This window comes from Acinetobacter sp. YH12145 (assembly GCF_013418335.1).
Classification (GTDB): domain Bacteria; phylum Pseudomonadota; class Gammaproteobacteria; order Pseudomonadales; family Moraxellaceae; genus Acinetobacter; species Acinetobacter amyesii.
In genome coordinates this window covers 165,928-177,754 of record NZ_VPCE01000006.1, presented here as the reverse complement: position 1 = coordinate 177,754, position 11,827 = coordinate 165,928, and the positions used below count along the sequence as shown (strand labels likewise).

15 protein-coding genes are annotated in these 11,827 nt (G+C 41.4%); 8 read left to right on the top strand and 7 right to left on the bottom strand.

Going from position 1 to position 11,827, the window contains the following annotated elements; all coding sequences use genetic code 11:
* Position 1 precedes the first annotated feature (1 nt).
* On the top strand, positions 2 to 760 hold the full coding sequence (locus tag FTU80_RS08235; RefSeq protein WP_180024458.1) for a hypothetical protein: 759 nt from the start codon (positions 2 to 4) through the stop codon (positions 758 to 760).
* A gap of 126 nt (positions 761 to 886) precedes the next feature.
* Positions 887 to 1,459, top strand: a complete 573-nt coding sequence (locus tag FTU80_RS08230; protein WP_180024457.1) for an HdeD family acid-resistance protein — start codon at positions 887 to 889, stop codon at positions 1,457 to 1,459.
* Positions 1,460 to 1,537: 78 nt separating this feature from the next.
* Here the strand turns inward: FTU80_RS08230 and FTU80_RS08225 are convergent, their stop codons facing one another.
* Positions 1,538 to 1,987: a carboxymuconolactone decarboxylase family protein gene (locus tag FTU80_RS08225; RefSeq protein ID WP_180024456.1), complete on the bottom strand. Its 450-nt coding sequence runs from the start codon at positions 1,985 to 1,987 to the stop codon at positions 1,538 to 1,540.
* Positions 1,988 to 2,070: 83 nt separating this feature from the next.
* Between FTU80_RS08225 and FTU80_RS08220 the strand changes: the two genes are divergently transcribed.
* Entirely contained in the window at positions 2,071 to 3,201 is a 1,131-nt protein-coding gene (locus FTU80_RS08220; protein ID WP_180084712.1) for a glycerate kinase, read from the top strand.
* 65 nt (positions 3,202 to 3,266) lie between these two features.
* Here FTU80_RS08220 and FTU80_RS08215 read toward each other — a convergent pair whose 3' ends face one another.
* The gene (locus FTU80_RS08215) at positions 3,267 to 3,650 is read right to left on the bottom strand and encodes a hypothetical protein (protein WP_111884070.1); all 384 of its coding nucleotides are present in this window, start codon (positions 3,648 to 3,650) and stop codon (positions 3,267 to 3,269) included.
* 97 nt (positions 3,651 to 3,747) lie between these two features.
* Here FTU80_RS08215 and FTU80_RS08210 point away from each other — a divergent pair, with 97 nt between their 5' ends.
* The 5 genes from FTU80_RS08210 (at position 3,748) to FTU80_RS08190 (ending at position 7,442) form a co-directional block, all read left to right on the top strand.
* Positions 3,748 to 5,736: an ATP-dependent helicase gene (locus FTU80_RS08210; RefSeq protein WP_168377891.1), complete on the top strand. Its 1,989-nt coding sequence runs from the start codon at positions 3,748 to 3,750 to the stop codon at positions 5,734 to 5,736.
* An 86-nt stretch (positions 5,737 to 5,822) separates the two neighbouring features.
* A complete protein-coding gene (locus FTU80_RS08205; RefSeq protein WP_078189697.1) occupies positions 5,823 to 6,074 on the top strand; it encodes an RNA-binding protein in 252 nt (83 codons plus the stop codon).
* 42 nt (positions 6,075 to 6,116) lie between these two features.
* Positions 6,117 to 6,479 (top strand): ASCH domain-containing protein, encoded by a 363-nt coding sequence (locus FTU80_RS08200; RefSeq protein ID WP_180024454.1) that lies wholly within the window; start codon positions 6,117 to 6,119, stop codon positions 6,477 to 6,479.
* 75 nt (positions 6,480 to 6,554) lie between these two features.
* The gene (locus FTU80_RS08195) at positions 6,555 to 7,058 is read left to right on the top strand and encodes a DUF6586 family protein (protein WP_180024453.1); all 504 of its coding nucleotides are present in this window, start codon (positions 6,555 to 6,557) and stop codon (positions 7,056 to 7,058) included.
* A 105-nt stretch (positions 7,059 to 7,163) separates the two neighbouring features.
* A complete protein-coding gene (locus FTU80_RS08190; protein ID WP_078192732.1) occupies positions 7,164 to 7,442 on the top strand; it encodes a hypothetical protein in 279 nt (92 codons plus the stop codon).
* A 78-nt stretch (positions 7,443 to 7,520) separates the two neighbouring features.
* Here the strand turns inward: FTU80_RS08190 and FTU80_RS08185 are convergent, their stop codons facing one another.
* The 5 genes from FTU80_RS08185 to FTU80_RS08165 all read right to left on the bottom strand — a co-directional run bounded on the left by FTU80_RS08185 (position 7,521) and on the right by FTU80_RS08165 (position 11,816).
* Positions 7,521 to 7,763 carry a hypothetical protein gene (locus FTU80_RS08185; RefSeq protein WP_180024452.1) on the bottom strand — a complete coding sequence of 81 codons (243 nt, stop codon included), beginning with the start codon at positions 7,761 to 7,763 and terminating at the stop codon, positions 7,521 to 7,523.
* Between the two features lie 177 nt (positions 7,764 to 7,940).
* Positions 7,941 to 9,659, bottom strand: coding sequence for a cation:proton antiporter (locus tag FTU80_RS08180; RefSeq protein ID WP_180024451.1), 1,719 nt, complete (start codon positions 9,657 to 9,659; stop codon positions 7,941 to 7,943).
* 141 nt (positions 9,660 to 9,800) lie between these two features.
* The gene (gene rpmG / locus FTU80_RS08175) at positions 9,801 to 9,956 is read right to left on the bottom strand and encodes a 50S ribosomal protein L33 (protein WP_001205031.1); all 156 of its coding nucleotides are present in this window, start codon (positions 9,954 to 9,956) and stop codon (positions 9,801 to 9,803) included.
* A gap of 12 nt (positions 9,957 to 9,968) precedes the next feature.
* Positions 9,969 to 10,205: a 50S ribosomal protein L28 gene (gene rpmB, locus FTU80_RS08170; protein WP_000048256.1), complete on the bottom strand. Its 237-nt coding sequence runs from the start codon at positions 10,203 to 10,205 to the stop codon at positions 9,969 to 9,971.
* 162 nt (positions 10,206 to 10,367) lie between these two features.
* Positions 10,368 to 11,816, bottom strand: a complete 1,449-nt coding sequence (locus FTU80_RS08165; RefSeq protein WP_180084711.1) for a coniferyl aldehyde dehydrogenase — start codon at positions 11,814 to 11,816, stop codon at positions 10,368 to 10,370.
* Positions 11,817 to 11,827 lie beyond the last annotated feature (11 nt).

Here is an 11,827-nt window from a genome sequence, read left to right as displayed (position 1 = left end):
AATGTGGAAAAAAATTCGGGTACTGTGTTTATTGCTGATTTTACTAGTGGTCGCATTCAATGCCTATAAAGACAAAAATCAAGACTGGAGTAAACCGATCTTTGTATTGTTACATCCAATTAATGCAGATGGTCGAGAGAGCACACAAGCTTATATACAGCAGCTCTCTGTCAATGATTTAAATGATGTTCAAAAATATTTACAAGCGACGGCACAGAAATACCGAGGACAACCGACTTATGTGTATTTTAAGTTAGGTCGCGAGCTGAAAGTTTTACCTCCCAAAGTACCCAATGATGCTGGCATGTTGGACGTTATCTTATGGAGTTTGAAATTCCGCTACTATGCTTGGCAGCAGCATGAAAATGTAGACGGGGTTTCGAGTGTCACGCTCTTTCTAAATTATTACGATCCGAACCAAACCAAAGAACTTAAACATTCCACAGCCTTGGAAAATGGTCGAATTGGATCGGTGAATTTATTTGCATCGAATAAACAGACAGCGCAGAATAAAATCGTTTTAGCACATGAGTTATTACACGCTTTTGGTGCAACTGATAAGTATGATTTGGCTACAGGTCAGCCGATTTTTCCTGTCGGTTATGCAGAACCTGAGCGGCAGCCTTTGTTTCCACAAAGCAAAGCTGAACTGATGGCAGGGCATATTCCTACCTCACAGACGCAAAGTAAAATGCCTGAAGATTTAGCTGATACTGTGGTGAATGACGTCACAGCGATTGAAGTGGGATGGAAAAAATAATGTGGATAAAACCTATCTTATCCACAGTCTAAGTCAGCAGTGTGGATAAGATTTGGACTTTTCTTTCATTTTTCTTCATCATGAAGTTGCATAATCCATTGAATAACGAATAACTTGAGAAAAAGCATGAGAACAGTAGGCAACGATTTAATTCGCAGTCAGCTCCATGAAAACCGTAAGTGGTATCTCGGTTTAGGTGCTTTATTGGTGGTCTTCGGATTGGTCCTTTTGGTAGCCTTGCCATTTGCGACACTTACGGTGATTTATATTTTTGGTTTGCTGATGATGTTAGGTGGCGTAATTCACTTCATCGCAGCATTTAAAATTTTTGAAGGCGGCTACCGCTGGTTCTGGGCACTATTTGGTGTGTTGTATTTGGTCGCAGGCTATTATGCATTTACAACGCCTGTCAAAACGGCCATTGTCCTGACCAATTTGTTGGCGATTATTTTGATCATTGCAGGGGTCATTCGTATCTTTAATGCTGTGCTATTTCGAGCATTTCAAGGTTGGGGATGGACACTATTTTCAGGTCTATTGACCTTGATTACGGGTGTGATCATTTTGATGTCGCCTGATGCGCCATTTTGGGTATTAGGATTATTCTTGGCGGTTGATATTTTATTCCAAGGGGTCAACTACCTTACTTTGGCTTCTTATATTCGACGTGAAGTGCCGAAAAGCTCGGCAGAGCAGTAAGCTGCTTGCGGATCTGATAAATAAAAAAAGAGTGCTGAGGCACTCTTTTTTTTATTCACTTTTAATGTGTACAACCCGTTAAGGTTTAACGCTATAGCGGCTACTAATTGCAATTCGGTTCCATGTGTTGATCACAATAGCCAGCCATTCCACGGCACTGATTTGATCATCTGTTAAAAAGGGCAAAGCATCTTCATAAACTGCATCGGGAACTTGGCCTTCGGCAATCAATGTAATTGCTTCGATCAAGCTTAAAGCCGCACGTTCTTTTTCATCGTAGTACGCAGTTTCACGCCATGCATTGAGTAGGCTAATACGTTCAATGCTTTCACCAGTTTTCAGTGCATCTTGTGCATGCATGCGAATACAGAATGCACATTCGTTGATTTGGGATGCACGTAATTTCAGTAAATGGGCTAAACCTTCACTTAGGCCAGACTCATTTATTTTTTGCATTGCCAGTGCATCAAGTTCTGCAACTTTTTTATACAGTTCAGGTGCAGACTGACCTAGGTTGATTCGTGACATTTCGAACCTTTCTGATGTTTTTAGATATACCTGCTATTTTAAAACCGTTATGGTTGAGGACAAGTTTTATTTTGAGCATTTAGATGACCACTTTTGTTCTTGCGCCCGATTCATTTAAAGAAAGTATGAGTGCTCAACAAGCCTGTGACGCGATGCAGCGTGCAATTTTAAAGCTCATACCAGATGCAAATGTCATCGCTGTGCCAATGGCAGATGGCGGTGAGGGAACTGTAGATGCGTTACTCAGTGCTTGCGACGGCCAAAAAGTGACGATAGCGCTTACAGGTCCTTTGCCCAATCAACGTGTGACGACGTATTTCGGTTTGATTGACGGTGGAAAAACTGCGGTGATTGAAATGGCAAAAGCCAATGGTATTCATCTTGTCGATATTGTTCAGCGAAATCCTTTATTGACGTCAACTTATGGTACGGGCGAAATGATCCAGGCTGCTCTAGACTTCGGAGTAAGTAAAATTATCATTGGCTTGGGTGGGAGTGTGACCAATGATGGCGGTGCAGGTATGGCGCAGGCCTTGGGGGCGCAATTTTTAGATGAAAATGGCTTCGAAATAGCAGTTTGTGGTGGTTATCTGGATCAAATTAACAGTCTTGATTTGACGCAGCTCGACTCACGTTTAACGTACACAGAGATCATCATTGCCAGCGATGTCATTAATCCACTATGTGGTGATAATGGCGCATCCCATATCTTTGGCCCGCAAAAAGGCGCAACGCAGGAGATGGTGCGTCAGTTAGATCAGAACCTCAGTCATTATGCTAATGTCGTTGAAGCGACACTGGGTTGTACTTTACGTGATGTAGTAGGTGCAGGCGCTGCTGGTGGATTAGGTTTTGGGTTGATGGCTTTTGCAGGTGCATCGATGCAATCAGGTGTGGAATTGGTCATTGAACAATGTCAGTTGAATGAAAAAATAGCACAGGCAGATTATGTGCTGACAGGTGAAGGGAAAATTGATCATCAAACTAAGTTCGGTAAAACGCCATTTGGTGTGGCGCAAGTTGCAAAAAAGTTTAATAAACCTGTGATCGCCTTTACTGGTCTAGTGGGTGAGGGGATAGCAGAACTCTATGATTTAGGTTTCACACAGATTGTTGGGATTAATCCACCAGATTGTAAGTTGGAAGATGCATTAAAAAATGCGGAACTAAATTTGGAACATTGCTGTCGAAATGTGATGAGATGTTTGAAATAAAAATCAAGGTAAAATTTATGAATGCATCTAGCGAGTTTTAGGATAATCATAGTTAGAAAATATGATTAATTTGGTTGAGAATCTTTGCAATATTTTTCCATTGGTTTTTGATTTTTTGGAATTATATTTTCAATGTTTTTTATATTTTCTATTGCATTTTCTTTTGCCCGTTTCGCTTTTAATAATTCAGAATTCTCTGAAGCAATTTCATATTGTGCTTTACTCATTTTATAAGTTGCACATAAATTATCGGATATAAGCTTATGATTGCCAGAAATTAGAGCTACAGCTAGATCATCATGGAGTTGAATTCCTTTCTGATTATTTTTACTTATCAAGTGATCAAATTCAGTTTGAGTCAATTTTTTTGCGTAAGATGGATGATTTGTAAATATTAAAAGTAATAAAACTGGCTGAAGGAAATGGCTAATTAGCTTAAAATTTTTCATAAACTTATCTTTTTCTAGTTGTAATTTTGATCCTACATTAACATGTATTTTTTTTCAATCTGCTAAACTATACCTATCCATGAAATGATGAGAAACCATGAGTTTAGCCAACCTGATTGATGAATTAAATCCTCAACAAAAACAAGCCGCAACAACAGAAGCACAGCATAGCTTGGTTTTGGCAGGAGCAGGTTGTGGTAAAACCAAAACCATCGTGGCGCGTGCTGCCTATTTAATTGATCAAGGCGTGCCTGCCAATCAAATTCAAATTTTGACTTTTACTCGCCGTGCTGCCAGTGAAATTGTCGCTCGTGTGGAGTTGGCTCTAGGTGAGCAAGCCAAAGGGTTACGTGCATCAACCTTTCATACCTTTTGTATGTACCTCTTGCGCCGTATTCCAAAAGCCTTTGGTCTAGAACAGTTTTCGATTATTGATCGTGATGATCAACTCATGATGTTCCGCCTGATTCGTGGCCGTGATGATAAGAAAAACCCCAATCACTTACCCAAGCCAAAAGAACTCTGTGACCTATATTCTTTTGCGCGGAATACGCGTCAAAAACTCAGCATTGCCATGGAAAAGCAAATGCCTGAGTACTTTGCGTTAAAAGATCAAATCGCGGATATCATGAAAGAATACGAAGCTCGTAAACGTGCGCGTAGTTTTTTAGATTATGACGATATCTTGGCGATTGTGGCGAAAGCCTTGGCGGAATCAGATGGACTGGTCGATTATGTCGCTTCAATTTGTCGCCACATGTTGGTTGATGAAATGCAGGATACCAATCCGCTGCAATGGGCGTTACTTGAGCCACTAAAAGAACGTGTCAGCTTGTTCTGTGTCGGCGATGATGCACAGTCCATTTACGGCTTCCGTGGTGCAGACTTTGAAAATATTCATCATTTCAAAGAGCGTGTACCCGACGCACAGATTTTCAAACTCGAAAAAAATTATCGTTCAACCCAAGAAATTTTAGATCTGTCGAATTGGTTGTTGGATGAAAGTGAAATTAAATATGACAAACGCCTAGATGCCTATCGTGGTGAAGGGATTAAGCCGAAAATGCATATTTTCCCGAATGAGTTTGATGAAGCCAAATGGATTGCCATTGATATTAAAGAGCGCCATTACCTCGAAGGCAGCAAATGGTCGGATCATATGGTGCTTGTGCGTTCAAGCTTTGCTGCTCGTCATATTGAAGCGGCCTGTATTGCCGCAAACGTGCCGTATCGCTTTATTGGCGGCATGAAATTACTTGAAACAGCCCATGTAAAAGACTTACTCAGTGTATTGCGTGTAGTGGCCAATCCTTTAGATGATATTGCATGGATGCGCTTTTTAACCTTGTGGAATGGTGTGGGTGATGTAGGTGCGAGTAAGTTATCGCAGCAGATTTTACTCGAGCCAGAAATGCAAGCCATTGCAACCAAGTTGGAAAAGTTTGGCAAAGTACCTGATCAAGCGATTCTGATGATGAAGCAAATGTCGGTGTTGAAAGATCAAGTCAAAGAATGTGTAAGCTTGGCTGTTCAAGCGATTTCTGAGCAGCTGGAAGAAAACTATAAAAAAGATTGGAACCGCCGTGTCGGGGATTTTGATTTGGTGAAACAACTGGCATCAAAGCATACACAGCTCAGTGAATTTCTTGAAGAGTATGTGCTCGATCCTGTGTCTATTTCTGAAATTGAACGGCAATCAGATAGTGATGTCGTGACTTTAATTACCATTCATTCGGCAAAAGGAACGGAGCAAAAAGTCTGTTATGTGGCGAATGTCACACCAGGGCAATATCCGCATGCACGTGCCCAAGGTAATTTCGATGAAGTGGAAGAAGAACGTCGGGTGTTATATGTGGCGCTGACACGTGCGCAAAATGAATTGATTTTGACTAAGCAAAACTTGAACCACTGGGCGCGTGAAACTGTCGATGAGCAAGGGCGTAAAGTAGAAAGTTACTTTATGAATGATTTAACTCGAAACCTATGTAGTTTGGAAACACATTATAAAACCCGTCAGCAAACCGTAAAAAGTGCGTTAATCGAAAGAAAATCGATTAATTTAGATTTTGGTATCGATCTCGATTAAAATAGATTTTTGACGTGATTTACACGCAAGTTAAAAAGCAAAATAGACAAATGCTTTTTGATGATGCTGTCTATTTGGAAGATTGAATGAAAATTTTAGTACGTAACTTAGAGCGTTCAGTTACTGAAGCAGAATTGGTTGAACTGTTTAAACCATTTGGCGCAGTAGAGTCTGCTGTTGTTGTTATGGATGCAAGCACAGGTAAATCGAAAGGGTTTGGTTTTGTCGAAATGCCAAATGGTCGTGAAGCTGTAAAAGCGATTAAAGGCCTGAATACTTTGAAAGTCAAAGGTGCGGGTATTCGCGTAAAAGCGGCTGAAGATAAGCCTAAAGCATAAATTTAAAAAGGAGCGTTACGCTCCTTTTTTTATCAGTGATCTATGAAAAAATGCTACTCGGCTTTGTCGATTGTTGCGCCATCTGGTTCGAACATTGCTTGTGGGCTTAAAACGCTTGAAGTCCGCTCATGGCAGCCCGAACATTTGCCTTTAAAAGATTTAGTGATCGTGGAAAATCAACGCTACTTACATGAAAGCGGAGATGAAGATATTGGACGTGCAGTGGCGATGGTCGATGTATATGACGTTCATGCATGGACTGAAACAGAGGTAGACCAAGCGCAGGCGACATATTGGGCAGCAGGGTACTGGGCTTGGCGTCTGGAAAATATCAGGATGATTGATTGGGATATGCCTGTTCCTGCCAAGCGTGACATTTATTTAATTGAAATCGATCATCCATAATATTTATTGTGAATTTCCTAAAAATCCGTTTAAGCTTATTCATGTAGAAAAACGCCAAAATTTAGGGAATTGTTCATGTCTCGTGTTGCTCGCTTTCATGCTGATCGTACCAATCAAAAGTTATATTTTACCCGTCTTGCATGTCAGCAAGCCGAGCAGACTGATCATGTTCAACAAGCTCAGGCTTATCGCGAAGCAGCAGTTTTTCATTTGCATGGTGCAGTACTTGCGTTTTTACAAGAGTTGGTGCGTTACTATCGTTTAAATGATCCTGCGCCCACGTTAAAGTCGATTGAAACGCTGATGGCTGAAAAAGGTCAGATATCACCTGAAGTGACTGTTATGCAGCAATTGGCAAAGCAGGGTTTTATTGCAGAGCTGAAACGTGCACATCGTATGTGTCAGTATGCACCTGAACCGTCTGCACCAGAGCCAGAAGATGAAACATCTTCAAATTTAATTATTAAAGTTACCCAAACACCGCAAGCATGGTTACCAGATACCGCTATTTTGCGTGAATGGCATCGTGATCTAACTCAATTGATTGATGGATTTCGTAACGAGATGGTGGAGTTCTAATCGGACTATTGCTACTTGAAATAAATTTATTTAACCCGATATAAGATTATCTAAGTAATACAAAGTGCAGATGCCTTTATCACCATGTTGCGCATGGAGGGATATATGTCTATAGAACAGTTGAAAGAACTCTTTGGGAACCAGGAAGCAATTTTAGAGCTGGTTCAATTGGAAGGTGGTGAGTTGGCATTGCGTAATGCAGGCTCAGAAAAAGAGCCTTTGGTGACTATCCAATTCAATGAAGAATTACGCAATATTTTGGGCGATCAAATGAGTGTGATCGCTCAGCAAATGATTCAGGCTGCATTGTTTGGTCTGTTAGAAAAACAAGTGGATGAATGGCATGCCGAAGTGGTTGATGAAAAGCCAAAATATATGAGCTAATCATATAGCTGCTGATTTTGTGGATCATGTTGATGAAAACGCACCTTTTGGTGCGTTTTTTTATACTCAAAATGGCACTTAGACTTTGCTCAGTTCAGCAGGTGAGATCAGCATCGAACCTAAAAATACAATGAAGACCCCGATGAGCTGTAAGAAAAATGGATTTTTGGCATCTTGCCAATACAAAATCAGAAAGACGATGGAAATGGGATAAAACAATAGACAGCCTAGACCCCATAAAATACTGGTTTTAAATGCAGCGATGAGAAAGCCCAGACCGCCAATTAAAATAATGGCAAAGCCTAAATAGAGAATGAACATGTTTATCTTGTTTGAAGTTTTTAAAATGATACTTTGTTTGGTGCTCATTTTATCAATATGTTTTTTAAATTCAATTATTTGTGATTTTAATATTACTGAATTATATCAGTTTAAAAAAAGGCGATGCTTTAATGCATCGCCTTTTGGGTATTGCCCCTAAGCGTTTTATTTAGGCATTTAGTGTGTCGGTGTTTGGTGATGGGCAATTTGGATTTGATTTAAAATATGATTGCTCATATTTTTCGCCATTTCCTCTTTGGCATAATAAACCTCACCGATATTGTCACGACGAATGACTTCAGCTTCTTCTTTGCTTTCCGCACAAACCAATACTTGGATAGACGGATTCAGCATTTTGGCAATATCGACAATTTTATGAATATCTAAAATATCCATAGGTGAAATGACCAAAAGGCGTGCGTGTTGAATATGGGCTTGAATTAAAACACCCGGTTCTGTTGCTACACCAGATACCGCAGCGATGCCTTTTTCCCGCAAGTTTTCCACGATTTCACGGTTTTCTTCAGCAATAACCACTTTAATGTTTTCATTCATTAATTCGCGAGTAATACGACGACCGACTTCACCATGACCAATCAGCACCACCTGATCACGCAGATAATCCTGTGAGACCTCATCCGGCAACATGGCCAATGGGTCACTACTACGTTCCAGTAAACGGGCCAAATTCGAGCGCTCACGGATGAGTCGCTGCATAGGCTCGATTGCAGAAAATATAAATGAATTCAGCGTAATCGAGATTAAAGCGCCTGCCAGTATCAGATTTTGACCTTCCATTGAAAGGAGATTTAGAGATACACCTAAGGTCGCCAAAATAAATGAGAACTCACCAATCTGCGCCAAACTCGCCCCAACGGTTAATGCGGTATTGATGGGGTAACGGAAGAACAACACCAACGCCATTGCAGCGATGGTCTTACCAATCATGATAATGCCGACTACTGCTAAGACGTGAAGCGGTTGTTCAATCAAGATCCGTGGATCAAACAGCATGCCGACGGAGACGAAAAACAAAATCGAAAAAATTTCACGAAGCGGAAGGGTTTCTTCTTCTGCACGGTGACTAAAGTCAGACTCTTTGACCACCATACCGGCAAAAAATGCGCCCAGTGCCATGGATACACCAAATACCTTGTAGGCACCAAAGGCAATAGACACAGCTGCTGCAACCACGGTAAGCGTGAATAATTCACGTGAGCCTAAGCGTGCAACCACTTGCATAATCATTGGCACTAAGCGTTTACCAATGATCAGCATGAAGGCAATAAAGCCTGCCACTTTGAGTAAGGTAATACCAAGGGTGAGCCAGATATTTTCATCTGCACTACTTTCTGTGAGTGGCTGTCCACCAAGCAATACTGCTGTGGCAGGGAGTAAGACCAGAACCAAGACCATGACCAGATCTTCAACCAAGAGCCAGCCTACAGCAATTTTACCATTCACGGAGTTAAGTAAGCCTCGGTCACCGAGAGCCTTGAGGAGAACCACCGTACTTGCACACGACAAACTTAAGCCAAACACTAAGGCTGAGCCCATGCTCCAGCCCCAAAGCATGGAAATTCCCATACCCAGTAAGGTCGCCACTGCAATTTGTAAAATGGCACCGGGCAAAGCAATACGACGGACTTGCATCAAATCATTGAGTGAAAAGTGCATACCCACGCCAAACATCAGGAACATGACACCGAGTTCGGCCAACTGGTTAGCGAGATGGATGTCACCAACTACTCCAGGCGTATTTGGGCTAATAATAATACCGGCAATCAGATAGCCGATGAGGGGAGGAAGTCGCAGGCGCGCAGCTATATAGCCAAAAATTAAGGCAAAACCAAAGCCAACAGCAAGTAATATTATAAGTTCTACATCATGAGGCACTAAAAACTCCTTAAGCCTAAGTTAAGGGTAAAAAAGACAAGCACAAAAAGTGCCAAAAGCATTTTGAAAGTTTAGCAATTCGAATAAAAAAAATGCAAAAAAAAACGACCTAAGCAGGTCGTTTTTTTCAAAAAACTAAAATTATTTGATTTTAGCTTCTTTGAAAATTACGTGTTGACGGATTTTTGGATCAAATTTTTTGATTTCCATTTTTTCCGGCATAGTACGTTTGTTCTTAGTGGTAGTGTAGAAATAACCTGTACCAGCAGAAGAAACTAGGCGAATTTTATCACGCATGTTCGTAGCTCCTTAGATCTTTTGACCTTGAGCACGTAGGTCAGCAACAACCTTTTCGATGCCCAATTTGTCGATAATACGCATACCTTTAGTAGTTAGACGAAGACGTACGAAACGTTTTTCGCTTTCTAACCAAAAACGGTGGTGATGCAGGTTCGGCTCGAACCGGCGTTTAGTTTTGTTGTTGGCGTGTGAGACGTTGTTACCAACGACTGGACGCTTGCCGGTAACTTGGCAAACCTTAGACATGGTGTAACTCCATTGATTTAGCCAACAGCAAATCTGTATGGCCAGTCAAAAAAAACATTGAATTCATTCAAGGGGCGTTTTATATCAAAAATGCGCTTAAAAGACAAGCGATTTTGCATAAAACGAACGATCACCTAGTGTGATCGTTCATGCCTTGATCGTTTATCGAAGAAGTGTCTTCGAAATCAGTTTGTGGATCGGCTTATTGAACGGTGGAAGAATGAATTTCAAACTATAGAGTTTTGGATTCGACATCACCGAGCGTTCATGCGACAAACTGAAGAAACCTTCTGGACCATGATATTTCCCCATACCCGAAGCCCCCACACCGCCAAACGGCAGGTCATCTTGAGCAACATGGGTTAATACCGTGTTTTGTCCGAAATGTCCTGAATGGGTACGTGTTGCGACATAGTCGGCACGTGCCTGATCAAAGTCGAAATAGTATAAAGCAAGTGGACGAGGACGGCTATTAATAAAAGCAATAACCTCGTCAATTTGATCATATTCCATGATCGGAAGGATCGGACCGAAGATTTCTTGCTGCATAATTTGCATGTCTGGAGTGACACCCGTTAAAACCGTAGGTGCAATTTTACGTACAGCATCCACATCTTCATTTTGTGGGTTAAAACTGATGATTTGTGCGCCTTGATCACGCGCATCTTCTAAATAACCTTGTAGGCGGTTGTACTGCTTGTCATTAATAATCGAAGTGTAGTCCTGATTATGGGCAATACTTGGGTACATGGCTTCAACGCACACTTTATAGTGATCTAAAAATTCAGCCGTTTTACCACGAGGTAAGAATACATAGTCAGGTGCAACACAAGTTTGACCTGCATTCCAAAGTTTACCAACAGCAAGACGCTGTGCGACATCTGCTAGGTCAATAGACGGATGAACCAATACAGGTGACTTTCCGCCTAATTCTAAAATCACCGGAACTAAGTTTTCAGACGCTGCCGCCATGACGGTTTTACCGACATTGGTCGAGCCAGTAAAAATCATTTTGTCGAAGGCAAGGTGACTAAACGCATCTGAAATTGGGCCACCACCGTTGACGACTGCGACCAATTCTTGAGGAAATGCTTCTGCGAGAGCTTTTTCTAGCACATCACCGAATGCCGCAGAGGCACTCGAAATTTTGATCATGGCATGGTTGCCCGCAGCTAAAGCACAAATCAGTGGGCCTATAGAAAGAAGCAGTGGGTAGTTCCATGGCGTAATAATGCCGACGACACCAAGTGGTTGATATTGCACCCATGCTTTGGCAGGTTGGTGAATAATTCCGACATGGCGTTTGGATGGTTTCATCCAGTCTGTCAAATGCTTGCTATAATATTTGATGTGCTCAAGACAGGTAAGTAACTCACCAATCTTGGTTTCACCAATAGAACGGTTACCATAGTCTTGATTAATTGCATCAGCAAATTGATCTTGATACTTAACTAAGATACGCTTAAGCCGAGCCAAACGGTCTATACGTTCCTTCGCTGTAGGCAATGGGTAACGTAAATACGCTTGTTTCTGCTGTTCCAACATATTGTTGAGATGCTGGTGATCAAAAGAATGTGGTGTCATTGAAGTTGTTTTTGTTTGACTATTCATGTCGCACGACC